Genomic DNA, 24,636 nt, shown 5'->3' with positions numbered 1-24,636 from the left:
GGAGCCGTCCCGGCGACAATGGACGATCAGAAGGACCGGAACCCACCCCGGGCCGCAGCCCCCTCACACATATCGTCTAGGGCGAACGCGTCACCACCATGGCCGAACCGCCACCGCGCCGCACCGGCTCGGCCGCGGCGAGCATGGAGCCGTCGGGCAGGAACTCGATGGCGGTGGCCGCGCCGATCTCCGCCGCCGAAGTGAAGGCGTCGCCCGAGGGAACCAGCGTGTGGCCGAACGGTGCCAGCTGGCTGCCGTAGGCGGTGATGAACTCCGGTTCCGCGGTGACGTTGGCCGTGTTCCGCTGCGCGGCGCGGGGCGCGGCAATCGCCTGCGGGGTGCTCATGCCGAGATCCACCCGGTTGAGGATGGTCTGCAGCACGGTGGTGATGATCGTAGAGCCACCGGGCGAACCCAGCGCGAGGAAGGGCTTGCCGTCCTTGAGGATGATGGTGGGCGACATCGACGAGCGCGGCCGCTTGCCGGGGTCGATCCGGTTCGGGTCATCGGCCTTGTACACGGTGGAGAAGTCGGTCAGTTCATTGTTGAGCAGGAAGCCCCGGCCGGGAACGACGATGCCCGAACCGCCGGTCTGTTCGATCGTCAGGGTGTACTCGGCCACGTTGCCCCATTTGTCGGCGACCGTCAGGTTGGTGGTGGAGATGTTCTCGGTGTCGCGGTCCTCGGCGGCGGCCGCGGCGGCAGGCGGGCAGGCGCCGTCGTACGCGGTCACGTCGCCCGGGGCGACGGGCTTGGCGGCGGCGTGCAGCGGGTCGATCCCGCAGGCACGTTCCTTGCCGAACAGCTCATCGGTGAGTGCCGCCGTCGGGACCTGGACGAAGGCGGGGTCGCCGACGTATTTGGCGCGGTCCGCAAAGGCCAGGGCACTCGCCTCAAGATAGTGGTGCAGCGCATTGGCCGTGGGCATGCCGGCCATGTCGAAGGTGCCCAGGATGTTCAGCGCTTCGCCGACCGTGGTGCCGCCGCTGCTGGAGGGCGCCATGCCGTAGACGTCCAGCCCCCGGTAGTCCACATGGGTAGGTGCCTGGTCCACCACACGGTAGGCGGCAAGATCGGCCGCGGTCATGTGGCCCGCCGGGACGGGCAAGCCGGTGCCGGCGGTCTTCGGCGGGGACTGGACCGTCCCGGCGATCTCTTGGGCGAGGGCTCCGCCGTAGAAGGCGCTGGTGCCCTGTTCGGCGAGCAACCGGTACGTCGCAGCGAGTTCGTGGTTCTTGAAGACACTTCCGACGGCGGGTGCGTCGCCGCCGGGGAGGAACAGCTTGCTGGTGGAGGTGAACGCCCCGAAGCGGACCTTGTTGTCGAGGGTCTGCTGGCGGAAGGTCCGGTCCACCACGAAGCCGCGGGTGGCCACCTTGATGGCAGGCTTCAGCGCCTCACCCAGGCCGAGGGTCCCCCACCGTTGCAGGGCCCGTTCCCAGGTGGCAGGGGTGCCGGGGACGCCGACGGACACCCCGCTGGTGACCAGCTCCGGCGTGAAACGGTAGGGGCTGCCCGCGGGATTCTGCGGGGTGACCGTGGCCGGATCGATGAAGGCGTCGTGCGGCATGGCGGCCGGCGCGGTCTCCCGGCCGTCGATGGTGCCCACCTGGCCGCTCCGCGCGTCGTAGTAGACGAAGTAGCCGCCACCGCCGATCCCCGCGCTGTACGGTTCGGTGACGCCGAGGGTCGCGGCAGCGGCGACGGCGGCATCGGCCGCGTTGCCGCCCTTGCGCAGCACCTCGATCGCCGCCGCCGAAGCCTCCGGGTCGACGGTGCTCACGGCTCCCCCGTATCCGGTGGCAGTGGCTGTCTTATCTGTGGACCGCGGGTCCGCGGTCGCGGGGCTGACGAGGGCTCCGCTCGTTACGCTCAAGGCCAGGACCGCCATGATGGCAGCCAGTCGACGTCGCATTTCAGGCATGGTCGCTCCCCTGGGGCTCGGTGCTGGTGAAGGTGGCGCCCACCCTACCCCCGGCCCGGGACACACTCAATGACCCGGCTGTTCGCGGAGCGGCGGGACGGTCAGTCCTTCAGCAGGTCGGCGTGCTGGGCGGCCACCACGTTCGGGTGGGCGCGGAGCCGGTACCGGAGGGCGTTGTCGCCGTAGGTTTCCAGGATGGGGCTGTTGGTCGGATCGACGGACAGCCCGCGGGCCTTCGCCTGGAACTGCGGGCTCACAGCGAGCTGCGGCATCCGGGCATCAAGGGCCGGATTGTAGAAGAACGGCAGCGAGATCCGGTCCGTGCCCCGCAGCGGTGAGATCACCCGGTGCAGTGTCGCCTTGAGGTAGCCGTTCGTGGCCAGTTCAAGCATTTCGCCGATGTTCACCACGAAACTGCCCGGAACCTGGGGTGCGTCGATCCAGTTCCCGTCGTGCTCGACCTGCAGGCCGCCCTTGCCCGGCTCCACCAGCAGCAGGGTCAGGACGCCGCCGTCACGGTGTGAACCCACCCCCTGCTTCGGGTCCGGATCGGACTCGCCCGGGTACCGGACGATCTTCAGCACGGGGAAGGCGCGGGCCGCGAAGGCCTCGTCGAAGGTGTCTTCCGGGGCGCCCAGGGAAACCGCCAATGCCCTCAGGAGGTCAAGGGATACCGCACTCAGCCGGTCCATCCACTCAGCCACGATCCCCCGCATTTCGGGAAGGGCCTCCGGCCAGAGATTCGGGCCCTCCAGGCGCCAGTAGTCGGCCACCCCCGGACCGGGCGGCACCGGGTCGCGGTCGACGCCGATGTCGATCTGCTCGCGCCAGTCGACCGCGCCGGCCGTCAGCTCGCCGCCCATCCGCGTGTAGCCACGGAACTGCGGGCTGTTCACGTTCTCCAGGGCGAGCTTCTGTTCCTCCGGGAGTTCGAAGAACCGCCTCGACACATCAAGCATCGCGTCCGTGAGTTCCTGGGGAATGCCATGGCCGGACAGATACAGGAACCCGACCTCATGCATGGCGTCCCGGAGCTCGTCGCGGAATCTGGCCGCCTCCTCCGGACCGGCCTGCAAGCGGGAAAAATCGAGGACGGGCAAAGTCTCAAGAGCCACTGCGATATTCCTTTTCGACGGACTTGGCAAGCTGCTGCCTGTAGTGGCTCCAATGTTACGTACCTGCCGCGATGGTGCCTACCTTGCGCGCCGAAAGCCGTCCGCCCGGCGGCCTTACCGTTGGAAAGGGGCCCGGCTTTCGCCGTGGGCGGCCGTTGGGACGCTCAGGCTGCCGTACCTCTCCATCCTGTGCCAGCGCAGGTGCAGGCCCGCCACCGCCGTCACGAGCGAGTGGATGACCACCACGTACATGAGCTGGCGGTACACGAACTGCTGGAGCGGAAGCGCCCACAGCGGCCGGAGCGGCTCCTTGTCCAAGCGGAACGCGTAGGCGGCCATCAGAAGCTGCACCAGCAGGAAGCCGAGCCAGAGGGCGGCGATCCGCAACGGATCCAGGAAGAACAGGCCATAGAGGGCAAACACGTCCACCACGGGCGCGAACAGGGGAAGCAGCACCTGCAGGACCAGGAGGTATCCGAGGCCGCGGCGGCCGAGCTTGCCGGCGGCACCGCCCTGGACGACGGCGCGGCGGTGCTTCCACATGGCCTGCAGCGTCCCGTAGCACCAGCGGTACCGCTGCCGCCACAGGGCGCCCAGGGTTGCCGGCGCCTCGGTCCAGGCACGCGCATCGTCCTGGTACACCACCCGCCAGCCGTCCCGGCACAGCGACATGGTGAGGTCGGTATCTTCGGCGAGGGTCTCCTCGCTGACTCCCCCGACGGCGAGCAAGGCCTCACGCCGGAAGGCTCCGATGGCGCCCGGTACGGTGGGCATGCACTCGGCGAGGTCGAAAAGGCGGCGGTCCAGGTTGAACCCCACCACATACTCGATGTGCTGCCAGGCGCCGAGGATGCCGCCCCGGTTCACCACTTTGGTGTTGCCGGAGACGGCGCCCACGGCAGGATCGGCGAAGGCCTGGATGAGGGCATGGACCGTGCCGGGTTCGAACACGGTGTCGCCGTCGACCATCACCACAAGGCCATGCCTGGCAGCCTCCAGCCCGGCGTTCAGGGCCGAGGGCTTGCCTCCATTGACCTTGCGGATGACCGTGACACGGGGAAGGCCAAGTGCCTCCACGAGGTCCGCGGTGCCGTCGGTGGAGCCGTCGTCGACCACGATGATCTCCACCGGGTGGGTCGAGGCGGCGATGGAACGCACGGCGGCCTCGATGCCGGCCGCCTCGTTGTAAGCCGGAACGATGACGCTGACCGGCTCGGTGACTCCGGGGCGGACAGCGACGTCCACGCGGCGCCGGCCGCGGCCATTGGCCCTGAGGCGGCGGGCGATGCGGCTGTGGCGTGCCGCAAAGCCCACCACGAGCACGGCGCGGGCAAGCGTCACGACGCCGGCCACGACGAGCGCCCACGAGATGGCCGTGACGACAAAATCGCTGAGCCGGATGCCCCACACGAACGCCGTGCCGCTGAGCTGCTCCGGCATGGAGGCCTGCCGCATGCTTTCGATGCCGACGGCGGCGCCGACGGTGGTTACCTTGTAGCCTTGGGCGGCCCACCGCCCAAGGGCCGCATCCAGGGCAGTGACGGTTTCCGCCCGGTCCCCGCCGCCGTCGTGCATCAGGACCACCTGGCCCTGCGCGCCGGGCGAGGCGAGCTTCTGCTCGATGTCCGCGGCACCGGGGCGCTGCCAGTCCTTGCTGTCGAGGGTGCTGAATACGCTCAGGTACCCGTCGTCCGCGAGGTCCTGCATCGCCGACCAGGTGCCGTCATTGATGGCGTCGTTCCCGGAGCTGTACGGCGGGCGCAACAGGGACGCGGCCTGCCCGGTGATTCCCGAGATCACCTTCTGCGTCCCCTGGACTTCGAGCTGCCGGCGCCACTGCTGGGCACTGCCGAGGTCGGCATGGGTCAGAGTGTGGACACCGATCTCATGCCCCTCGGCCACGATCCGCTTGACCAGCTCCGGGTTGTCGACGGCGGCCGAGCCCACCAGGAAGAAGGTTGCGTGGACGTGGTGCTTCCGGAGGACGTCCAGGATGCGCGGTGTCCACTCGGGGTCGGGTCCGTCGTCGAAGGTCAGCGCGAGGGTGCGCTCCGGCGGGCGGACGGAGTGCACGGTGCCCCCGCGGGAGTCGACCACAGGGCCTCCTCCGCTCACGGTCTTCGGGACGGTGGTGGCGGTCCCTGTGGCCGGCGCGGAGTCGTCGCTGATTCCGGCGAGGTGGTGCATGTACCCCTGGACGAGCAGGGCGGCAGCTATCGACACGAGGACGGCGAGCAGGATGAACCAGTGTGCCTTGACGCCGGCCCGATCCGGGCGCCGCAGCGGACGGCGGGCGCTCACGGGTGCGCGGGGCTGCTTGGCCGCTTGGCCTGGCCCGGGGCCTCGTCGCTCTTGCCCGGGCGCGTGGCGGCCGGGTCGGCGGTGGGAGCAACGGCGGCGGGTTCGGGTGCGGCACTGGTGGCCGGGTCCGCGGCGGGTACGGCATGCTCCGGGGCTGCGGGTTGCCCGACGACGGGCGGGGCGGAGGGTTCCGCTGCCGGAGTCCCGCTGCCGGGTGGCTGGGCTTCCTTGGAGGGAGCCAGCCGGTCGCCGGCCGCCGGGACCGGGAGCGGCAGGTAGGGCGCTGCGACGTTGGAGCCGCCGATGAAGGCGAACAGCAGCAGGACGACGTATCCGGCCACGAGGGCCGCGGCTGCCAGGCCTGCGATCTTGATTTTCCGCAGGCGCCGCCCCGAGGCATCCACAAAGATCGGCCCCTGGGAAGCCAGGGGCTGGACACGGACGGGGTTTTCTCTGAGATCTGCCATCGGGCATCAATTTTAGCCGATCCGCCGGCCGGCTCATGGAGAGCGTCCTCCCGGGGGGCGTCCGGACGGGGCCCCGACCGCGGTCCGGTCCGGCCGTGGCGCGGTGCATTCAGGCCAAGGGCCGGGGCGAAGGGCGCTAGCGCGGCGCCGCCTCCGGCCGACACCGTCCCCGGATAGCCTAGAAGCATGGAGCTCAAGTGAGTGTCGTCAGCGCGGGCATCCTGCTGTACCGGCGGGGCGCCGACGCCGGACTTGAAGTGTGGATCGCCCATATGGGCGGACCATTCTGGGCCGGCAAGGAGGCACATGCCTGGTCCCTTCCCAAAGGCGAATATTCCACTGACGAGGACCCCTGGCTGGCCGCCCGGCGCGAGTTCGCCGAGGAGATGGGGTCCCCTGCCCCGTCCGCTGACTATTTCCGGCTCGGCGCCTTCCGGCAGCCTTCAGGCAAAGTGATCACGGTCTTCGCGGCCGAAGCCGACTTCGGACCGGAGGAGATCCGCAGCAACACCTTTCCCTTGGAATGGCCGAAGGGATCGGGCCGGGTCCAGTATTTCCCCGAGATCGACCGGGCGGCGTGGATCCCGGAAGCCGAGGCCCGGACCCTGTTGGTCCGGGGCCAGCTCCCGATCCTTGACGCGCTGCTGGAGCACCCCAGGAGTCGGGCGCCGGGTCCTAGTTGGCCGGGTCCTAGTTGAACGCCGGCGGACGGGGTCCGGGGTTTCCGGACGGCCCGGCAGGCAGCGCCACGGTGAACGTGCTTCCCTTCCCGGGCCTGCTGCTGCAGGTGATGCTTCCTCCGTGCCGCTCCACGATGGACTTGGTGATGGACAGTCCGAGCCCGACGCCCGGAATCGCCGCCTGGCGGGCCGCTGCGGTACGGAAGAAGCGGTTGAATATCCTGGCAGCCTCGTCCTCGGTCATGCCCATTCCGGTGTCCTGCACTTCAAGGCGGACCCAGCCGTCGTCCCGCGTTGCCCTGACGCTGACCAATCCGCCGCCCGGCGAATACTTGATGGCGTTGGAAACCAGATTGTCCAGGGCCTGGCCCAGCCGCAGCGGATCGGCATCCGCCCAGAGCGGAGCCGGCACGTCCGCTACCAGGTCGACGTTGGCTGCGTCGGCCTGGGCGCGGGCCGAACCCAGGCTGTTTTCGACGAGTCCCGCCAGGTCCGTGGGCCGCAACTGCACACTCTCGACGGACGCGGCAGACGACAACAGATCCTGCACGAGGACCCGCAACCGTTCGGCGTTCCGTTCCGCAACCTCCAGCCCCCGCCTCGCTCCGGCTTCAAGTTCCGGGGCGCCGCGCATCACGATGTCGAGGTTGCCGAGAATGGCCGTGAGGGGGCTGCCGAACTCATGCGAAACGTTGGCGACCAGCTCATCCTTGGCTGCAAGGGCGTTGACGACGTCGGTCTGGTCCCGGAAGAAGACCACCGCGCCCCCGAACCCGCCGTCGACGTCGTTCTTCATGCCGCGTGCAGCGGTCGACATGGCCCTCTGCTCCGTCCCGGCACCGAACCACACCAGGTAGTCGGAATAGGTTTCGCCCTGCAGTGCCCTTTTCACGGGATCCTTTTCGGGCGGGAGCGGGGTGCGTCGGTCCTGGCCGAAAATGAGTTGCTCCCCACCCGCCTGCGCGTTTCCCGTGGGATCCGCCAGGCCCAGGAAGGCCTTCTGCTGGTTGTTGACCAGCAGCGTTTCGCCTTTGGAGTCCACGGCGACAATTCCGACGTCGATGGTGTCCAGGATGGTTTGCAGCAGGTTTTCGCGCTCCCTGCTGGCGGCGAGTAATTGCCGCAGGACCCGGTCCCGGTGCCTGACCCGCCTCTCCTGGAGGCGTGCATAGGAACCTGCCAGCCGGATGGAGAGCGCCACCGCAAACATCATGAGCGGGAAGAGGACCACCGAGGAAATGTCCGACGCCGTGGGGGTGGGCAGGCGCGCAAGCAGTGTCGGCAACGCAATAAGGAAAGGCCCCGCGAAACTGAGGATGAGGCTCGTCTTGGAAAGCATGCCCGAGGCCGCCAGCCAGATCACGGGAAAGACCGAAAGGACCGTGAGGCCGGGTATCACGCCGAACGCGCCGTTCCGGGTAAAGCACAGAGCCAGTAAGTCCAGGATGGGAATGGCCAGGCTGGCATGTGGTTCGAGGCGTTCCCAGGGAACCAGCAGGCAGGCCAGGAACAGGATTGCGTGGAGGACGACGCCGGTGAGAAACATCCAATTCTGGAGCAGGCCCGGCCACAAGGTGGGCGCCGCGATCACCAAGCCGCCGACGATGAGCGTCAGCGGTAATTCACAGACAGCCAGACGCGCCCGCGGCCTGAGTTTCCGGAAAAAACGGCCGGCAGTGCGGAGAATAGCCTGCTCACTCAAGGCAGGACCTTTCGTAGGCGAAACCGTTGGGGGGAATTGCTACTTTGGGCGATTGTAGCAACGGCGATTCCAGGAACAAGGACCCCTGCAGGGAGAGCGGGCATCCGCCATCGGGCAGACGGCCGGGAATCACGGCCTTGCGCAGCGGATCTGGACTTTTGGGGCGGCACATAATCCACATATTAGGTGCCAAATAACGTCGATGCTTGTATCGTTGCTATTCGAGGACACCCCCCGCATTGCGCTGGGCTGTGCGGCGATGTCCCGACTCGAGGATACACATGAGCGAGCCTGGGGTAGCTGTAGTCATCGAGGATGACGAAGACGTCCGGAATTTGGTTGACGCCATCCTCAAGGAAGCCGGTTTTGTGGTGCATTCCGCCGCAACCGGGCGCGAAGGCGTGGAAGTCGTACGACATCAACAGGCGTCAATTGTCACCCTGGATATCGGTCTTCCGGATATGGACGGCCATGAAGTCCTGCGCCGGATCCGGCAGTTCAGCGACGCCTATGTGCTGATGCTGACGGCCAGGCAGGACGAAAGCGAAACGCTCACGGCGTTCCTCACGGGCGCCGACGATTACGTCAGGAAGCCATTCCTCCCCCGCGAGCTGCGGGCCCGGGTCACCGCCATGATGCGCCGGCCACGGGCCGCCACGGTGCCGGCCTCCGTGGGGGAATTCCGCGGGGCACTGCACGACCGCGGCCCGGAAGACCGGGATTCGTCCCGGCAGGACCGTCCTGATGACGCAGTGATCAGGCACAACGGCCTCGTGCTCAACTACAAGACCAGGACGGTTTCGCTTCAAGGATCCGCGCTGAACTTGACGAGGAGCGAATTCGACTTGCTGTATGACCTCTTGCGCGGCAAAGGAGCGGTGCGCACGAAGACGGACCTGGTCCGGGCCGCCCGGGGCGACTATTACGAGGACGACGCATATATCAGCGAGGCCGACGAACGCGCCGTTGAAACCCACATCGGCAATCTTCGCCGGAAGCTTCGGGAGGACCCGCAGTCGCCGCGTTTCCTCGTGACCGTCCGGGGCATCGGATACCGCCTCGCTCCCGAGCGGCCGGACTAGCCGGCGCAATTGTGGCATTACTCGTTCCGGAGAACATAACTGCCCCGCAGTTCGAGCACCGTGGCATGCCCGCATTCCAAAACGGCGGCGAGCAGCGAGCCTGCATCCGCCAAATCGCCGTTCCGGATTTGCTCCTCGAATTGTCCTGCCAACAACGCCAGGCGGACTCCTCCGACCATAGTTGAGGAGGTTTTAAGGCTGAGGATGGCTTCCATGGCCCCGGCGGCGTCGCCGCGTTCCACCGCACGGGCAAGGACCTCATAGCGAAGGGTCCAGAGTTTCGCGAAATCGCTGGCGAAGCTCCGGGCAATGAGCGGATTGTCCAATTGGTCCTCCAGGAGCTGGAAAACCGCAAGGTCCAATAAGGGCTGCGTGGACCCGGCACCAGCAGGCCCATGGGAATCGTCGGTGGAACCCGTGCGCACGGGTTGCACGTCACCGGTTTCGCTGGTACCTGGACTGGGCATAGCTCAATGCTACTTTCTGAATTCCGGAAAAACGGTTCTTGTGGTTTTCCTGAGGAAATCCTAAGACTTGTGGTTTTAGGGGGTTTATTGACCGCCACCTAATTCCAGGAATGCAATACCAGGCTCAGCCGCCGCTGAAGGTTGTGATGGTGTTGATGACCGCCGGGCCGAGGATCGCGATGAACAGCACGGGAAAAATGAAGAACAGCAGGGGGAAGAGAATCATCACCGGAAGCTTCATCGCCTTCTCCTCGGCACGTTGGCGCCGCTTCACCCTCATGACCTTCGCCTGGACGCGGAGAACCCGGCTGATGGCGATGCCGTAAGTATCCGCCTGGATCACAGCCTGCACGAAGCTGCGGAGTTCCGGAACGTTGGACCGCTCCGCCAGGGCCAGGTAGGACTCTCGGCGGCTGCGGCCCACCTGCATGTCCTGGAGCGTGCGCACCAGTTCCTCGGCCAGCGGACCCTTCCCGTTTTCACCGGCCCGCGCCATCGCACCCTCGAAACCAAGGCCGGCCTCGACCGAAATCAGCATCTGGTCCATGGTGTTGGCCAGTTCCAGCTGCATGGTCTTCTGCCGTTCCTGACCCTTGCTGTACAGCATCAGGTCCGGGATGAAATACCCCAGCAGCACAACGAAGATCCCCACGAGCTTCAGGATCCCGCTGTCGCTGCTGCTGCCGATGTAGAAACCCAGCAGGGCGCCGCCCAAGGCGAGCACAGGCTTGGCCGCGAGGACGCGGCCAAGCGGAAGTGACGGAGGGCGGCCCGCCAGGGAGAGCAGTCGGTCAAGTTTCTGGACATAGCTTCCCGGGGTCAGCCTGTACCCGAGGCTGTCGAGGGCACCGCCGCGCCGCTGCGGACCGTCGTCGACGACGACTCCCCCGCGTGCCAGGAGCTCCCGGACGGAACGCCGGGTCCTGCGGTCCACCGAAAGGACCGACCACGCCAGGTAGGCAAGCGGCAGCGGCACCAGCAGCAGGGACAAAAGGAGCAAGGAATTCACGGTTCACCTCAGAATTTCAGGTCGATGATCTTGCGCATCCAGAGACCGCCGATGGTCATGAGGACGGCTGAGGCCCCGATCATGGCCCAGCCGAGAGGATTGGTGAACATCACGTTCATGTAGCCGGGATTCACCACCATGAGCATGATGGTGATGCCGAAGGGCAGGGCCATCAGGATGTATCCGGAGAACTTTCCCTCCGCCGCGAGGGACTTGATGTGACCCTTGATTTCGCTGCGCTCCCGGATGGTCTCGTTGACCTGGTCCAGGACTTCGGCCAGGTTGCCGCCCACCTCGCGGTTGATCTGGATGGCCTGGGCGATCCACACAAAGTCCTCGCTGCGCATGCGCTCTGCGGTGTCGGTAAGCGATGCCTGGAGTTCCCGGCCGAGGCTGGTTTCGGTGATGATGCGGCGCATTTCTTCAGCAGTCGGGCTGATCGATTCGGTGGCGGCAGCGTCGATCGCGCGGAGGATGCTGTGCCCGGCGCGCAGGCCGCCGGAGAGCAGCTGCAGAGTGTCTCCGAGCTGCTCATCGAACTTCGCGCGCCGCTTGCCGGTCCGGAACCTCAGGACGAGCTTCGCCACGAAGGGCGCCAGGATGAAGAAGAGCACAGCGAGCAGGAGCCCGCCGGCGACAACCCCGATCAATGCACCCACGAACGCACCCGCGATCACGAGGATGAAGAACTCGGCCTGGCTCGTCCGCAGCCCGGCGTTCTCCAGTTCTTCCCGGTTGAACAACCGGACGTTGCGCCGGACCAGCACACCGTGGATGGCGCCCGAGGCAGAGCCGGCGAAGCGCGTCAGTTGGGAGCCGGCGTCTGCCCGGTAGGGCCGCCGCCGGTCCAGGGGAACCACGGGGCTCTTGGGCAGGATCACCGCGACGCTGAACAGCACGATGGCGGAAAGCATGAGGGCCGTGCCTGTCAGGAGGATCATGGCCTGCTCACGCCCTCGCGGCCGATGCCAGCGGCGCGGCGAAGACCTCGGGGGAAACGTGGATGCCCAGGTCGTTGAAGCGGTCGATGAACCGGGGCCGGATGCCGGTGGACACCGGCCGGCCGAGGAACGTCCCATGCGCATCCACGCCCGCCGAGTAGTCGAAGACAAACGCGTCCTGCAAGGTGACCACCTCTCCTTCCATGCCTTGGACTTCCGTCACGTGCGTGATCCGCCGGGTACCGTCCCGCAGGCGAGAAATCTGCACGATGAGGTTAACCGCGGACGCGATCTGCTCGCGGATCGCCCGTAGCGGCAGGTCCATGCCCGCCATGAGGACCAGCGTTTCGAGGCGAGCCACGGCGTCCCGGGGTGAGTTCGAGTGGACCGTGGACAGCGAGCCGTCGTGGCCGGTGTTCATGGCTTGGAGCATGTCCAAGGACTCCCCGCCGCGGACCTCCCCGACGACGATCCTGTCCGGACGCATGCGCAGCGAGTTCCTCAGGAGCTCCCGGATGGTGACCTCGCCCTTTCCCTCCGTATTCGGGGGCCTGCTTTCGAGCCTCACCACGTGCCGCTGCTGGATCTGCAGTTCCACGGCGTCCTCGATGGTGACGATGCGGTTGTCATCGGGGATGAAGGAGGACAGGACATTGAGCAGCGTGGTCTTTCCCGTGCCTGTGCCGCCGGACACGATGATGTTCAGCTTCGCTTTGACGCAGGCATTGAGGAGTTCGGCCATTTCGGGGGTGAGCGTGCCGAAGTCGATCAGGTTCCGGACGGTCAGCGGCACCTTGCTGAACTTCCGGATGGTCAGGGACGAGCCGCCGACGGCGAGTGGCGGGATCACGGCGTTGACGCGGGATCCGTCTTCGAGACGTGCGTCGACGAGCGGGGAGGATTCGTCGATCCGGCGGCCTACTTTGGAGACGATCCGCTCGATCACCCGCCGGAGGTGCTCTTCGGAGCTGAAGCCGGAGTCCGTCAGGGTCAGCTTGCCTTTTCGTTCGACGTAGATCTGGTCCATCCTGTTGACCATGATTTCGGTGATGTCCGGGTCGTCCAGCAGCCGCTGGAGCGGCCCGTAGCCGAGGACGTCGTCCGCCACGTCCCCCACGAGGCGGCTCCGTTCCTCTGCAGACAGCGGAACCTGCTCGGCGTCGACGATCCGGATCAGTTCTTCCCGGGCCGTCGCCCGCAACTCGTGTTCGCTCAGTGCAGAGTCGTTGAACCGGGCGCCCAGACGTTCGAACAACGCTGTCGCGGCCCGCGCCTTGAGCGCGGCGAAGGCATCCACCGGCTGCTGGACCTTGGTCTTGCCCTGGTCCGCGTGTTCGGCGAGCTTCAGGGAGGCATGGGTCTTTCCGGGGCCGGTCGCCTTCCCCGGCAAGTAGGGCGTGGCCTGCGGTGCGGAGTCGGCGAAGGGAGCGACGCCAGGCACCACCGGGCCATGGACCGTCTGTCCAGCTGAACCGGGCTCAGGACTCAAGGCGGCACGGTTGAAATCCGGGCGGTTCACTGCGGGACGCGCAGCTGCCGAGGCGGCACTGAAGGGACCGCCCGTCTTGTCCTCGGCGGCACGCAGCCGCTGGGAGAGTTTCACCTAGACCACCACCCTTCTGTGCAGTTGGCGCTGCGCGGTGGCACGCCACGCAGGATTGAAGCGTTCAACGAGTTGTTTGAGGCCTTTCACGGCTGGATCCTTCACGGCGTCCTGAAGCACGGGAACGCCGCGGTTGGTGGAAAGGGCAACAGCCTTCGACCGGGGAAGGCTCACATCGACAGGGGCACCAATGTTGGCTTCGACATCCTGGACTGACAGGCCGGCCTTCGAATCGGCCATGTTGAGCACCACATGGCGCGTTTCCGGCAGCAGGTCCAGCTTCCGGAGGATGTCCAGGCCTGCGCGGAGGCCGCGGACGCTTGGCACGTCCATGCCCGTGACCCATACGGCGTCTGTGCACTGTTCGAGCGCGGCAAGCCCGACTTCGGGCAGCCCCGGCGCAGTGTCCACCACCACGTACTGGAACTCTTCCGCCAGCTGTTCGAGCAGCCGGCTGACCTGTTCCGGAGTGATTTCGTCAGCCTCCACAGGGTCCTTGGGGGCGCACAAGGCGTAAATTCCTGCCGGATGGACGCTGAGGAACGCCTTGAGGACCAAGGAGTCCTGGCTTGCCGAGGGGGTGACGGCGTCGGTCACTGTGTGTTCCGGGTTCAGGTACAGGCCAGAGGCGACATCGCCGAACTGCAGGTCCAGGTCCACAATCACCACACCCATCGGCGCGATCTTTCCCAGGCCCACGGCAATGTTCGTGGCGATGGTCGTCTTGCCCACGCCACCCTTGGGGGAAAAGACGCCGATCACCATGCCCTTGGGCGCGTGGGCCTGCTTCGGTTCCAGGGTGCGCTGGCGGCTGGCGAAGGACTGGCAGGCCCGCTCGAGCATGATGCGGATCTGGGCGACGTCCGCGGCGGGGCTCATGATGTCACGGATGCCCGAGCGCATGGCCTGCAGGACGAACCCCGATTCCGGTTCGGTGACCAGGATGACGCTCAGCTCGGGTGCGCGGACGTCGAGCACTGTGGCCAGGCGCAGGGCCTCCTCCACGGGAACCTCAGGTCCCAGGATCAGCACTTCGAACTGTTCCTGGTTGAGGGCACCGAACAGTTCGGAGGGGTCGGACGGCAGGATATTGGTGAAGAAGGTCTGCACACTTCCGGGCAGCCCGCCCGCTACGGCCTGGCGCAGCCGCTGGTCGAATTCGACACTCGGGGTGATCAGGACAAAGCGGCTCATTTGAAGACCTCGTTTCCGTCGACGATCCTGGGTCCGCTGACCTTCGCGTTCAACGGCTCCTTGCTCAGCCAGATCTTGGCGAACTCGTTGCCGTACACGATCTTCGCGGCGTCCACGTCGTTGACGGCCACGGTCAGGAGGAGGGATCCGTTCGGAAGGGTGGTGTCCTGGGGGTCAGCAGAGGGTGCGCCTTGGCTGGGGGCCGGAGTCGGCTGCGCGGACGCCGCGGGCTGCGGCGCGCGTTGGATAGCTGTCACGAGGACCTTGTGGATCACCAGTTTGGTTGCTCCCGATTTGTCCGCATCCTTTCCGGCGACCTGGGAGATGAACACGCCGATGTGGTCGCCGGGGGCCAGGCGGCCGCCGACAACCCGCTGGGGTTCCACTTGGAAGGAGACCTCCTGGAGGCCCGCCGGCACCGTGACGTTGCCCGGCGTCTTGAGCTCGTCAGGGGCGACCAGGCGCTCGGCAAGCAGTGTCTCGCCGGGCACCAGGTCCACGGCGGCCACCTTGCCGGCTTCGTCGCCCAGCGTGTGCAGGGCCGTTTTCGGAACCGCCGATTCGGGCAGCTGCTGTGTGGCCAGTGAGGCCTTCATGGCCTCGACGGGCGTACCGGCGGGAACCGCCGTCTTGACAATCAGGACGTCGACCGGCGTGAGGTTCTGGACGGCACGCTGATCGGCAGCCTGGGCGTATGAGAAGACGAGGATCACTCCGATGACGGCGAGCAGCGCAGCTGCGGATCCGGCCAACAAGCGGGACTTCACTTGCTACTCCTGTTCAAACAATTGGGATGAAAAGCTAGTTGGTGAGGCGCACAATGGTCGCTCCGAACGCGTCCACCGGGCCCAGCGAGTAACCGTCGGACAGGGACACGTACCTGATGAAGCTGCCGATGATTCCACGGCAGTTTCCGGTGCAGGAAAGCGCTGCGGGGACGTCGGGGCTTGAGTTGCGGAAGGTGTCCGGTGCGTCGCTGTTGCCGCTGAACTTCCATCCCGCCACCTTGAAGGCCGCGAAGGACACGAGGTGGTAGATTGCGCCGCTTCCGGTGCCGGTCACGGCGTTGAAGACGGGGAGGAGGACGACGACGTCGCGCCCGGCCGTGAGGTTGTCGGCCCACTTTTGGAGGGTGGCGGCGCAGTTGCCTGGCGCGCTGTTGCCCGGTGCGCTGCCGCCCTCGCTGACCGCGAGGTCGATCGTCCCGCCGCAGACGCCGGGATCCTGGGTGATCCAGCCGAACCCGCCCGCCACCGCCGCACCCGAGGGTCCGTACAGGCAGCCGGGATTGGCGCCGCTTCCATGGTCCTGCAGCAGTTGCAGGGCTCCCCCGATGTAGCCCTGCACCTGGCAGATGGAATAGGCAAGCGGAAAAGCGGTCCTGCCGGCATAGGCGCTGCCCCACTCGACCTTCGAGGTGGTCTCGACGTCCGCTGTGCCGAAGCCGAGGACCCTGGCAAAGAAGAGTGAAACCCCGCCCTGGGACCCGCCGGCCTGCTTGGCTCCACCCGTCACGGTGACTTTGCGGTTGACCAGGTCCAAGTTGACCGACTTGACGTTGCTGGCGCCATCCACGGCGTTCTTGTTGACGAGGTCGGCTGCGAATTGGGAGGCTGCCAGGCAGTTGGGGTCGGCAACGTTCGCTGCGCACTTCTGTGCGACGGCGAGGGCCGCGGAGTCGGTTCCGTTCTGCACCTGCGCCCGTTCGGAGTACAGCATTCCCGCATCGACTGCGAGGGCCGCGAACCCGAGGAGCACCACGAGCGCCAGTGCGATCAGCACGGCGACTCCGCCACGCTCGCCGTCTTCGCCGCGGGGCATCAGCCGGCGCATAGCATGACTCCTACGCCTTGCATCGGGAACGGACCGGCGATTCCGGTGAGGGTGCTGAGGGTGTACTTGATGGTCAACGACATCTGCCCGCCGGAGGAGCAATTCGCCTGGCTGAAGGTGAAGTTGGCGTCCGCGAGCTGCGGGCTCAGGGAGACGGCCGCGTTCTTGGCCGCCGTCCTGGCTGCAGTCTGGTCGTTCGAGATCGCCATGACGCGGACGCCCTCGCGTGCCGCGTTGGAAAGTGACACCTGTGCGTTGTAGGCCCGCCCGAATTCCATGATTCCAAGTAGCAGGAGGACCAGGACCGGTGCCAGCAATGCGAATTCGACTGCCACGGCACCGCGTTCTGAGTTCCTGGACATGGGGAACTGCCTTTCGTGCTGCAGCGCTACGTGCGTCTGAACGGGAGTTTCGGCTTGGGGGCGCCATAAGTGGGATCGTGCAGGTGGGTGGGAACCGGCCCCACCCACCCAGGGCGTCTGCTTACTTCGAGCAGCTTCCGGCGACGGTGGACGTGGACGCCGTCCAGGCACCGCCCTTGACACTGCAGGCAGTGCTGTTGAACGTCTCGACGAGGTTTCCGCCGAGCAAGGTCACAGCAACGATGATCACGACGGCGATGAGGGCGACCATGATGCCGTATTCAACGGCGGTGGCGCCTGCCTCATCCCGCCGCGCGCGGGCTACGGACATGACGATGGTGGAAAACATTGCAGCTCCTTAATGAGATAGGCCGGTCGTTCCGCTAGGCGGGAGGACCTACTTCGAGCAGCTGCCCGCGACGGTGGAAGTGGATGCTGTCCAGGTGCCACCCTTGACGGAACATGCCGTGCTGTTGAACGTCTCCTTGAGGTTTCCGCCGAGCAAGGTGACGGCGACGATGATGACGACGGCGATCAGGGCGACCATGATGCCGTATTCAACGGCGGTGGCGCCCTTTTCCTCACGGCGGAGGCGCGATGCGGTGTTGGAGATGAGAGAAAGCATTGATAACTCCTGAGCGAGTTTGGGGGGATTTCGGGCTGGCCCAGCACCAGCTCGCAATCAACATAGCAACGCCCAACACCGCGTTGCGTGGTCCTTGGAACATCCTGTGGGAATGCTCGCCAAACTGCGCAAATCCTGCGTTAAACCCGGGGAAACCCCGGCTTAGGAGCCCTGGCCGCTCAGCCCATCGCCGGGGCGAATCCACCCCGCGGGGCGAGCTGCCGGCGGGCCCATCCGGCCAGCTTCCGGCCCTTGCCTTTCCACCAGTTGTCCTCGTCCTTGTCCTGGTGGAAGCGGAAAATGATCGTCACCATCACGAGGACGCCCATCACCAGATCGAGCCAGGAGGAGAAGATCGCGTCGACCAGCACGCTGACCCCCATGACGAGGACCGATGGCACCGCCAAGGTCCGGAAAACGGTGCTGGCCACGTAGCGGCGGTGCGAGCGGGGCACGGAGAGCGCACGCATCAGGTCAAAGCACAGGCAGGCAACCACCATCGTCTGACCGAGGGTCATCATGACCAGTCCGGGCAGCGACCCTGCGAACATGGCAGCGGATTCCATTCCCGTGCTCATCGCACTGCCTCCGTCAACGGGCGGTGCGGAAAAGGAACAACGGCATTGCAGAAAGCAGACATTGTATGACCCCCAGAGTCATGAACTGCGGTTGAGACCAGCTACGTTCCATTGAATCCGGCGCCCCGAAGAGCCGTCACGAGTGGCAGGTACTCCATTTTCGGAGCCGACAATTCAAGTAGTTCCGTGCGGGTACTCAATTCCCTACCCGGGAAAGCCACGCACTACTTGGTCCGGCCTCAGTCCGTGCCCGCCTCCGGCCGCTGGACGCGCATCAGCGAGACCCACGACTCCAGCTGGGAGCGCAACTGCTCCGGGGAATGGTGCGAGGGCGAGAGGGTCGCCGTGATCTGCGCTCCAAGCACGAAGGTCATGATTCCGCCGACCACATCGTCGTCATCCAGGCCGTCCCGCAGTTCACCGGCGGCCCGTGCTTCGTGCAGCCTGCCGAACAGTTCGCGGCGCCATTGCTCCATCGAGCGGTCGTGGAGCGCGGCCTTCTCAGGATCCGTCAGCGCCCGCTGCCAGTACGCGATGGCGATCCGGGCTTCGCTGAGCCGTTCGGCGTCGAGCGGCAGTATTTCATGGCAGAAGCTGCGCAGCGCTGCCAGCCCCGTCAGCCCGCCCGAAACGCTTCCGATCCTCGCGTTCGTCTGGTTGAAAACGTGCGCGAAGGCGAAGGACAGGAGGTCGTCCTTGGTGGGGAAATACGGCTTCAAGGCACCGTTGGCGAATCCCGCTTCCATCGCGATTTCGCGCATTGTGGCGCCTTCGATCCCGCGCCGGGCGATGATCCGCCAGGTGGCTTCAACGAGTTCCACCCGGCGCTTGTCATGATCGACGATTTTTGGCACGCAGCCCCCGGATCTTTTTTCTACAACTGTTGTGACTCACCTTACACGCTGCTATTGTCTACGCACATAGAAAATAAACCGCCGTTCCCAAGGGGCCCCTCATGAGCGCATCCGCCATTCCCGCAACCGCCGCATACTCGCCAGTCACCGCGGGCGAGATCACCGCTGTCAAGACCGTCCTCCGCGACACCGGGCTGTTCGACGAATCCACCCGCGTGGCCTATCTCGGCCTCATGGACCCGCCCCGCGACGCCGCGGTGGATGCAGCGGAAACCCCGGTCCGCCGCTTCCGGGTCTTCCTGCACAACGTAGCCACCGGAACCGCTCGCGACGTCGTCGTCGCCCTTGAAACCGGGGACGGTGGGCACAGCGAAATCATCCGCAACCTCGAGCCGGACACCGCCGTTAGCGGCGAACTCCCGGTCATCGAGGAGGAATTCGTATTGGTCGAAGCGGTGCTCGCCCAGGACGAACGCTGGCTCAAGGCCCTCGCAGCGCGGAACCTCGACGTCGCCAAGGTGCGGGTGGCTCCCCTGTCCGCCGGCGTCTTCGAGTACCCCGAGGAGAAGGGCCGCCGCATCCTGCGCGGGCTGGCCTTCGTCCAGGAGTTCCCCGAAGACAACGCCTGGGCACACCCCGTCGACGGCCTGGTTGCCTACATCGATGTGGTCAACAAAGAAGTCACCCAGGTCCTGGACTTCGGTGCCATGCCGGTCCCCGCAGAGCACGGCAACTACACCGACCCGGAACTGACCGGCCCGCTGCGCACCACCCAGAAGCCCCTCCACATCACCCAGCCCGAAGGCCCCAGCTTCACCATCCAGGGCGGGAACCACCTCGAATGGGAGAACTGGAGCCTCGAGGTCGGATTCGACGTCCGCGAAGGCGTGGTGCTGCACAACGTGGCGTTCGACGACGGCGGCCGCCGCCGAAGCATCCTCAAGCGTGCTTCCATCGCCGAAATGGTGGTCCCCTACGGCGACCCCTCCCCCGTACGCTCTTGGCAGAACTACTTCGACACCGGCGAATACCTCGTGGGCCAGTACGCGAACTCGCTGGAACTGGGCTGCGACTGCCTCGGCGAGATCACCTACCTCAGCCCGGTGGTCAGCGACTCTTTCGGCAACCCGCGCGAAATCCGCAATGCCGTCTGCATCCACGAAGAGGACTGGAGCATCCTCGCCAAACACAGCGACCTGTGGAGCGGGGTCAACTACACCCGCCGCAACCGCCGCCTGGTGGTCAGCTTCTTCACCACGATCGGCAACTACGATTACGGCTTCTACTGGTACCTCTACCTTGACGGCACCATCGAATTCGAAGCCAAGGCCACCGGCGTCGTCTTCACCAGCGCCTTCCCCGAAGGCGGCTCGGACAACATCTCCCAATTGGCACCGGGCCTCGGCGCCCCCTACCACCAGCACCTCTTCAGCGCCCGGCTGGACTTCGCCGTCGACGGCTTCACCAACCGCGTGGAGGAGGAGGACGTGGTCCGGCAGGCCATGGGCGAAGGGAACCCGCGCGGCAATGCGTTCTCCCGTAAGCGCACCGTGCTCGCCCGCGAATCCGACGGCGTCCGCGAGGCCGACGCCCGGCGCGGACGCACCTGGGTCATCTCCAACCCGGAATCCAGGAACCGCCTGGGCGAGGCCGTGGGCTACAAGCTGCACTCCGAGAACCAGCCCACGCTGCTGGCCGATCCCGGCTCCTCGATCGCCCGGCGCGCCGCCTTCGCCACGAAGGACCTTTGGGTGACCCGCCACGCGGAGGGCGAGCTCTACCCCACCGGCGATTTCGTCAACCAGCACTCCGGCGGTGCGGGTCTGCCCGCCTACATCGCCCAGGACAGGGACATCGACGGACAGGACATCGTTGTGTGGCACACCTTCGGCCTCACCCACTTCCCGCGCCCGGAGGACTGGCCGATCATGCCGGTGGACACCGTGGGCTTCAAACTGCGCCCGGAAGGCTTCTTCGACCGCAGCCCGGTGCTGGATGTTCCGGCGTCGAAGCCCTCCGGCGGCCACTGCCACAGCGGGCGCTGAGCCGCCGGCGCGTACACCGGAGGAGATGCCATGCACACGGTCCTCACCGCGGTAATGCTCGCCTGCTGCATCGTCGGCGTCCTGTGCCCCCTGAGTGAAGGAAGACGGCGGGACGGCGCCCCGGGGATCGGCCTCTTGGGCGCGGGGGTCTTCCGGAATCTCGGCCAGTGGGGTCCGATGGCGGTGATGCTCGCGGCCATGGCAGACACCACCCTCGGCCCCGGCCTGCTTCCCGGAGTGGTCTGGGCGCTGCTCCTGCTGCTGACGGCTCCGCTGCCGCTGGTCCTGCTCCGAAAGGAGCGCCGCAGCGGCATGGAACTGCACCGGGCGCTCTCCGTCCTGGGGATGTTCGCACTCCTCGTCACTGGCTTGCAGCCGATGGCGCAGGGGGCGCTCCACGGCACCCACGCGCACCAGGGCGGGGGCGGCTTCACGCCCTTCCTGGCCACCGCGCTCGCTGCCGCCGTAGCAGGCTATTCGTTGCTGCTGGCCGTGCGGGCGCTGCGGTTCCGCCGGCTGGCCCACCCCGTCGAGGCGTTCTCCTCGGCGGGAGCCTTGGGCGCCATGCTCCTCATGGCCGCCTGAACCTGCCCGCGTGAACTCTGTTGGCGGCGGACTTCGTTCGCCGGCCAACAACTGCCCTTCCCGGATAGACAAGCCGCCCCGCCGAGGGGCAGGCAGACTCAACACACCGCCTGCAGCCAGGCCGCAGGCGGACACCGACTACTCAGAGTGGAGTGACACCTTGGAAAGCTACGACGCCCTGCTGGCCTCTATCACCCCGGCCACCGGCGAAACCCGGACCATCCTCGACCCGGCCACCGGTGAGGTGGTAGGCCAGGCCCCGGTCCAGACGATCGAAGACCTCGAGCAGGCAATCGCCGCCGCGGCCGAGGCCCAGCCGGCTTGGGCCGCGGCCGGCCACGACGCCCGCTCCGCCGCGCTGCTCAGGGCCGCCGACGCCGTCGAACGCTCCGCCGAGGAACTGGCCCAACTGCTCTCCCGCGAGCAAGGCAAGCCCCTCAACGGCCCCAACGCCCGCTTCGAAGTCGGTGCCTGCGCCGCCTGGCTCCGCACCGCCGCCACCACCGTCCTGGATCCCGAAACCGTAGTCAACGACGGGACAACCCACGCCGAACTGCACTACCGCCCCATCGGCGTCGTCGGCGCGATCGGACCCTGGAACTGGCCCATGATGATCACCATCTGGCAGGTCGCCCCCGCCCTGCGCATGGGGAACACCGCCGTCGTCAAACCCTCCAAAATGACACCGCTCTCCGTCCTGGCCCTGATCAAGGTCCTCAACGAAGAACTCCCCGACGGCATCCTGCACGCCGTCTCCGGCGACCGCGCAGTCGGCGCCCGCCTCGCCGAGCACCCCGCGATCGGCAAGATCATGTTCACCGGCTCCACCGCAGCCGGCCGCGAAATCATCCGTTCCTCAGCTGACACGATCAAACGCCTCACCCTCGAACTCGGCGGCAACGACGCCGGCATCGTCCTGCCCGACGCCGACCCCAAGACCATCGCCCAGGACCTCTTCTGGGGCGCCTTCATCAACACCGGCCAGACCTGCGCGGCCCTCAAGCGCCTCTACGTCCACGACACCATCTACGACGCCGTCTGCGACGAACTCACCGCCGTCGCCCAGGCCATGCCCATGGGCGTGGGCCTGGACGAAAACAACGTCCTGGGCCCCCTGCAGAACAAAGCCCAGTACGACGTGGTCGCAGGCCTTGTCGAGTCAGCGAAAGCTTCCGGCGCCCGGATCCTCACCGGCGGCAACCCCGACCCGGACCAGCCCGGCTACTTCTACCCCACCACCCTCGTGGCCGACATCGACAACACCAACCCGCTCGTCACCGAGGAACAGTTCGGCCCCGCCCTGCCCATCATCCGCTACACCACCGTCGACGAAGCGGTGGAGATGGCCAACGCCCTCGACGTCGGACTCGGCGCCTCCGTCTGGTCCGCCGACCCCGCCGCCGCCCGGGAGGTCGCCGCCCGCCTCCAGGCCGGCACCGTCTGGATCAACAAGCACGGAGCCGTGGACCCCCGCATCCCCTTCGGCGGCGCCAAACAATCCGGCTACGGCCTCGAATTCGGCACCGAAGGCCTCAAAGCCCTCGGTGTTCCCCAAGTGATCAACGGCTGATCTGCGCATGCGCAAAGGGCACCACCGGAATTCCGGTGGTGCCCTTGTGCGCGGTTAAGGCTCAGACCGCCACTTCGAGGAAGCCGTCCACGATCCGGGTGGCGTAGCTGTCCAGGCGGAGTCCGGGGGTGGTGAAGCATTCGCCGGTCTGCAGGTCGTACACCTCCTTGTGCAGCGGGGAGGCGATGGTGGGACGCCCGCCACGGGAGCCGGTGATGCCGCGGGCCATCACGTGGGACAGGGTGGCGGGATCCTGCTGGGCCACCGCATAGACCTCACCGGACTCCAGGCGGAACAGCGCGAGCTGCCTGCCGTCCACCAGGGCGGCCTCGCCCCAGGCGAATTCCAGTTCCTCGACGGCGCAGACGCGATGCCACGCGCCGACGTGCTCTTCAACCTGACGTTCGATGCTTTCAAGACCAATGGCCATGTTCAACCCCTATCGCTTGGCCCGCCGGGTGCGGCGGCTCCGATGCCGCCACCGGACAGGCAGTGTGCAGCCTGCAACAACGGTAGGCACGGGATGTTTCAGCCGGATGCGACCCATGTGTCGGCCCCGTAAAGGAGTGCTCACACCGGCTTGAAGGGCGTGGTGATCCGGAAGTTAAGCCCCCGAAACAATCGGGAAACTGACGTGAAACTGCCCGTCCATAAGCTACTCGCAGGAGTCGTAGAGGACGTTCTGCGGCGCATGTGAAAGGGTGCCGATGAACGCACACACCACCAGCCCCAATGCCCCGCGCCGGATTGTCGTTGCCGGCGGCGGCCCCGCTGCCCACCGCTTCGCCGATGCCATGCACACCCGCGGCTTGGAGGGCTGGCAACTGACCGTGCTCACCGAAGAAGCACACCTTCCCTACGACCGCGTGGCGCTGAGCAAGGCGCTGACCGATATGGAGTACGACCTCACCCTGGGCGATGCGGCCATGTGGGACCACAAGGCACTGGACCTGCGCACGGGCGAGCGGGTCGTGAAAATCAACCCGGACGCCAAGACCGTCGAAACCGCGGCCGGGAACAGCTACGCGTTTGACGCCCTGGTGGTTGCCACCGGATCGAACGCGGCCCGTCTGCCCATTCCGGGCGCCGAGAACACCCACGTCTACCGGACCCTCGAAGACGTCTGGGCCATCAACGGCGCAATTGCCGCACTCCGTGAAAAGCTGGGCCGCGAGGTCACCGCGGTGACCATCGGCGGCGGCCTGCTGGGACTGGAGGCCGCCGCCGGCACGGAGCAGCTGGGAGCCACCCCGGTGGTCATCGACGGCGCGAACTGGCTGATGGCCACGCAGCTGGACGAAGGCGCAGGCCAGGCGCTCGGCCGCCTCATCAAGGAAAAGGGTTTCGAGATCCACGGCGGCGTGTTCCCTTCCGAAGTTGTGTCCGACGACGACGGCCAGGTCACCGGCGTCCTGATGGCCGACGGCCGGACCATCGCGGCGGACATCGTGATCGTCGCCATCGGCGTGCGTCCCCGCGACGAGCTGTTCCGGGCAGCCGACGGCGAAGAGCAGATCTTCTCGCTCGGCCCCCGCGGCGGCGTAGTCATCGACGAGGGATGCGAAACCGAGATCCCGGGCATCTACGCGATTGGTGAGGTGGCCAACTTCGAGGGCATGTGCATGGGCCTGGTGGCTCCGGCGAACACGATGGCCGAGATCGTCGCGGACCGCCTGCACGGCGGGCAGGCCACCTTCCC

General features: G+C 66.6%; 24 protein-coding genes. 6 read left to right on the top strand and 18 right to left on the bottom strand.

What is annotated here, in order from left to right; all coding sequences use genetic code 11:
* Nucleotides 1–76 precede the first annotated feature (76 nt).
* The 4 genes from ggt to DWV11_RS20045 form a co-directional block, all read right to left on the bottom strand.
* Complete coding sequence (gene ggt, locus DWV11_RS04980; RefSeq protein ID WP_115787786.1) at nt 77–1,924, bottom strand: gamma-glutamyltransferase; 1,848 nt, start codon at nt 1,922–1,924, stop codon at nt 77–79.
* Nucleotides 1,925–2,025: 101 nt separating this feature from the next.
* Nucleotides 2,026–3,039: an isopenicillin N synthase family dioxygenase gene (locus tag DWV11_RS04975; RefSeq protein ID WP_115787785.1), complete on the bottom strand. Its 1,014-nt coding sequence runs from the start codon at nt 3,037–3,039 to the stop codon at nt 2,026–2,028.
* 114 nt (nt 3,040–3,153) lie between these two features.
* Nucleotides 3,154–5,340: a bifunctional polysaccharide deacetylase/glycosyltransferase family 2 protein gene (locus tag DWV11_RS04970; protein WP_245953440.1), complete on the bottom strand. Its 2,187-nt coding sequence runs from the start codon at nt 5,338–5,340 to the stop codon at nt 3,154–3,156.
* Nucleotides 5,337–5,807, bottom strand: coding sequence for a hypothetical protein (locus tag DWV11_RS20045; protein ID WP_168404574.1), 471 nt, complete (start codon nt 5,805–5,807; stop codon nt 5,337–5,339). The genes DWV11_RS04970 and DWV11_RS20045 overlap by 4 nt, the downstream gene beginning before the upstream one ends.
* Before the next feature lie 197 nt (nt 5,808–6,004).
* Between DWV11_RS20045 and DWV11_RS04965 the strand changes: the two genes are divergently transcribed.
* Nucleotides 6,005–6,505 carry an NUDIX hydrolase gene (locus tag DWV11_RS04965; RefSeq protein WP_115787783.1) on the top strand — a complete coding sequence of 167 codons (501 nt, stop codon included), beginning with the start codon at nt 6,005–6,007 and terminating at the stop codon, nt 6,503–6,505.
* Here the strand turns inward: DWV11_RS04965 and DWV11_RS04960 are convergent.
* Nucleotides 6,498–8,033, bottom strand: a complete 1,536-nt coding sequence (locus DWV11_RS04960) for a sensor histidine kinase (protein ID WP_245953439.1) — start codon at nt 8,031–8,033, stop codon at nt 6,498–6,500. The genes DWV11_RS04965 and DWV11_RS04960 overlap by 8 nt on opposite strands.
* Nucleotides 8,034–8,470: 437 nt before the next feature.
* On the opposite strand from DWV11_RS04960, the gene DWV11_RS04955 reads away from it, so the two are divergent.
* Nucleotides 8,471–9,271, top strand: coding sequence for a response regulator transcription factor (locus DWV11_RS04955; protein ID WP_115787781.1), 801 nt, complete (start codon nt 8,471–8,473; stop codon nt 9,269–9,271).
* A 17-nt stretch (nt 9,272–9,288) separates the two neighbouring features.
* Here the strand turns inward: DWV11_RS04955 and DWV11_RS04950 are convergent, their stop codons facing one another.
* From DWV11_RS04950 to DWV11_RS04895, 12 genes are all read right to left on the bottom strand, one after another.
* A complete protein-coding gene (locus DWV11_RS04950; protein WP_115787780.1) occupies nt 9,289–9,738 on the bottom strand; it encodes an Hpt domain-containing protein in 450 nt (149 codons plus the stop codon).
* A gap of 124 nt (nt 9,739–9,862) precedes the next feature.
* Nucleotides 9,863–10,747 carry a type II secretion system F family protein gene (locus DWV11_RS04945; protein WP_115787779.1) on the bottom strand — a complete coding sequence of 295 codons (885 nt, stop codon included), beginning with the start codon at nt 10,745–10,747 and terminating at the stop codon, nt 9,863–9,865.
* An 8-nt stretch (nt 10,748–10,755) separates the two neighbouring features.
* Complete coding sequence (locus DWV11_RS04940) at nt 10,756–11,688, bottom strand: type II secretion system F family protein (RefSeq protein WP_115787778.1); 933 nt, start codon at nt 11,686–11,688, stop codon at nt 10,756–10,758.
* Nucleotides 11,689–11,695: 7 nt separating this feature from the next.
* A complete protein-coding gene (locus DWV11_RS04935; RefSeq protein WP_245953441.1) occupies nt 11,696–13,036 on the bottom strand; it encodes a TadA family conjugal transfer-associated ATPase in 1,341 nt (446 codons plus the stop codon).
* A gap of 255 nt (nt 13,037–13,291) precedes the next feature.
* Nucleotides 13,292–14,485 (bottom strand): CpaE/TadZ family protein, encoded by a 1,194-nt coding sequence (locus DWV11_RS04930; RefSeq protein WP_115787777.1) that lies wholly within the window; start codon nt 14,483–14,485, stop codon nt 13,292–13,294.
* Nucleotides 14,482–15,252 (bottom strand): Flp pilus assembly protein CpaB, encoded by a 771-nt coding sequence (gene cpaB / locus DWV11_RS04925; protein WP_115787776.1) that lies wholly within the window; start codon nt 15,250–15,252, stop codon nt 14,482–14,484. The genes DWV11_RS04930 and cpaB overlap by 4 nt, the downstream gene beginning before the upstream one ends.
* A gap of 34 nt (nt 15,253–15,286) precedes the next feature.
* Nucleotides 15,287–16,318: a Tad domain-containing protein gene (locus DWV11_RS04920; RefSeq protein WP_115787775.1), complete on the bottom strand. Its 1,032-nt coding sequence runs from the start codon at nt 16,316–16,318 to the stop codon at nt 15,287–15,289.
* Nucleotides 16,306–16,680: a TadE/TadG family type IV pilus assembly protein gene (locus DWV11_RS04915; protein ID WP_115787774.1), complete on the bottom strand. Its 375-nt coding sequence runs from the start codon at nt 16,678–16,680 to the stop codon at nt 16,306–16,308. Before DWV11_RS04915 ends, DWV11_RS04920 begins: the two co-directional genes overlap by 13 nt.
* 121 nt (nt 16,681–16,801) lie before the next feature.
* On the bottom strand, nt 16,802–17,029 hold the full coding sequence (locus DWV11_RS04910) for a Flp family type IVb pilin (protein WP_115787773.1): 228 nt from the start codon (nt 17,027–17,029) through the stop codon (nt 16,802–16,804).
* A 48-nt stretch (nt 17,030–17,077) separates the two neighbouring features.
* Nucleotides 17,078–17,305 (bottom strand): Flp family type IVb pilin, encoded by a 228-nt coding sequence (locus DWV11_RS04905; RefSeq protein ID WP_115787772.1) that lies wholly within the window; start codon nt 17,303–17,305, stop codon nt 17,078–17,080.
* Nucleotides 17,306–17,484: 179 nt separating this feature from the next.
* Nucleotides 17,485–17,883: a hypothetical protein gene (locus DWV11_RS04900; protein ID WP_245953438.1), complete on the bottom strand. Its 399-nt coding sequence runs from the start codon at nt 17,881–17,883 to the stop codon at nt 17,485–17,487.
* 239 nt (nt 17,884–18,122) lie between these two features.
* On the bottom strand, nt 18,123–18,737 hold the full coding sequence (locus tag DWV11_RS04895) for a TetR/AcrR family transcriptional regulator (protein ID WP_115787771.1): 615 nt from the start codon (nt 18,735–18,737) through the stop codon (nt 18,123–18,125).
* Nucleotides 18,738–18,838: 101 nt separating this feature from the next.
* Between DWV11_RS04895 and DWV11_RS04890 the strand changes: the two genes are divergently transcribed.
* The 3 genes from DWV11_RS04890 to DWV11_RS04880 all read left to right on the top strand — a co-directional run bounded on the left by DWV11_RS04890 (nt 18,839) and on the right by DWV11_RS04880 (nt 22,937).
* Complete coding sequence (locus DWV11_RS04890) at nt 18,839–20,782, top strand: primary-amine oxidase (RefSeq protein WP_115787770.1); 1,944 nt, start codon at nt 18,839–18,841, stop codon at nt 20,780–20,782.
* 30 nt (nt 20,783–20,812) lie between these two features.
* Nucleotides 20,813–21,367 (top strand): hypothetical protein, encoded by a 555-nt coding sequence (locus tag DWV11_RS04885; protein ID WP_115787769.1) that lies wholly within the window; start codon nt 20,813–20,815, stop codon nt 21,365–21,367.
* 160 nt (nt 21,368–21,527) lie between these two features.
* Complete coding sequence (locus DWV11_RS04880) at nt 21,528–22,937, top strand: aldehyde dehydrogenase family protein (protein WP_115787768.1); 1,410 nt, start codon at nt 21,528–21,530, stop codon at nt 22,935–22,937.
* Nucleotides 22,938–22,998: 61 nt separating this feature from the next.
* Here the strand turns inward: DWV11_RS04880 and nirD are convergent, their stop codons facing one another.
* Nucleotides 22,999–23,367, bottom strand: coding sequence for a nitrite reductase small subunit NirD (gene nirD / locus DWV11_RS04875; RefSeq protein WP_115787767.1), 369 nt, complete (start codon nt 23,365–23,367; stop codon nt 22,999–23,001).
* Between the two features lie 277 nt (nt 23,368–23,644).
* On the opposite strand from nirD, the gene DWV11_RS04870 reads away from it, so the two are divergent.
* On the top strand, nt 23,645–24,636 hold a 992-nt coding region (locus tag DWV11_RS04870), incomplete at its 3' end, for an NAD(P)/FAD-dependent oxidoreductase (protein WP_136017880.1).

Source organism: Arthrobacter silvisoli, assembly GCF_003369445.1.
Lineage (GTDB): Bacteria > Actinomycetota > Actinomycetes > Actinomycetales > Micrococcaceae > Arthrobacter > Arthrobacter silvisoli.
The sequence above is the reverse complement of the archived record's forward strand: the minus strand, read 5'-3'. Positions and strand labels throughout refer to the sequence as shown.

Excerpts from the sequence above, each read along its gene's own strand:
- ggt (WP_115787786.1), bottom strand. The coding sequence starts at position 1,924 with ATGCCTGAAATGCGACGTCGACTGGCTGCCATCATGGCGGTCCTGGCC.
- DWV11_RS20045 (WP_168404574.1), bottom strand. The coding sequence starts at position 5,807 with ATGGCAGATCTCAGAGAAAACCCCGTCCGTGTCCAGCCCCTGGCTTCC.
- DWV11_RS04960 (WP_245953439.1), bottom strand. The coding sequence starts at position 8,033 with ATGTTTCTCACCGGCGTCGTCCTCCACGCAATCCTGTTCCTGGCCTGC.
- DWV11_RS04955 (WP_115787781.1), top strand. The coding sequence starts at position 8,471 with ATGAGCGAGCCTGGGGTAGCTGTAGTCATCGAGGATGACGAAGACGTC.
- DWV11_RS04950 (WP_115787780.1), bottom strand. The coding sequence starts at position 9,738 with ATGCCCAGTCCAGGTACCAGCGAAACCGGTGACGTGCAACCCGTGCGC.
- DWV11_RS04940 (WP_115787778.1), bottom strand. The coding sequence starts at position 11,688 with ATGATCCTCCTGACAGGCACGGCCCTCATGCTTTCCGCCATCGTGCTG.
- DWV11_RS04930 (WP_115787777.1), bottom strand. The coding sequence starts at position 14,485 with ATGAGCCGCTTTGTCCTGATCACCCCGAGTGTCGAATTCGACCAGCGG.
- DWV11_RS04920 (WP_115787775.1), bottom strand. The coding sequence starts at position 16,318 with ATGCGCCGGCTGATGCCCCGCGGCGAAGACGGCGAGCGTGGCGGAGTC.
- DWV11_RS04915 (WP_115787774.1), bottom strand. The coding sequence starts at position 16,680 with ATGTCCAGGAACTCAGAACGCGGTGCCGTGGCAGTCGAATTCGCATTG.
- DWV11_RS04910 (WP_115787773.1), bottom strand. The coding sequence starts at position 17,029 with ATGTTTTCCACCATCGTCATGTCCGTAGCCCGCGCGCGGCGGGATGAG.
- DWV11_RS04905 (WP_115787772.1), bottom strand. The coding sequence starts at position 17,305 with ATGCTTTCTCTCATCTCCAACACCGCATCGCGCCTCCGCCGTGAGGAA.
- DWV11_RS04900 (WP_245953438.1), bottom strand. The coding sequence starts at position 17,883 with ATGAGCACGGGAATGGAATCCGCTGCCATGTTCGCAGGGTCGCTGCCC.
- DWV11_RS04890 (WP_115787770.1), top strand. The coding sequence starts at position 18,839 with ATGAGCGCATCCGCCATTCCCGCAACCGCCGCATACTCGCCAGTCACC.
- DWV11_RS04885 (WP_115787769.1), top strand. The coding sequence starts at position 20,813 with ATGCACACGGTCCTCACCGCGGTAATGCTCGCCTGCTGCATCGTCGGC.
- nirD (WP_115787767.1), bottom strand. The coding sequence starts at position 23,367 with ATGGCCATTGGTCTTGAAAGCATCGAACGTCAGGTTGAAGAGCACGTC.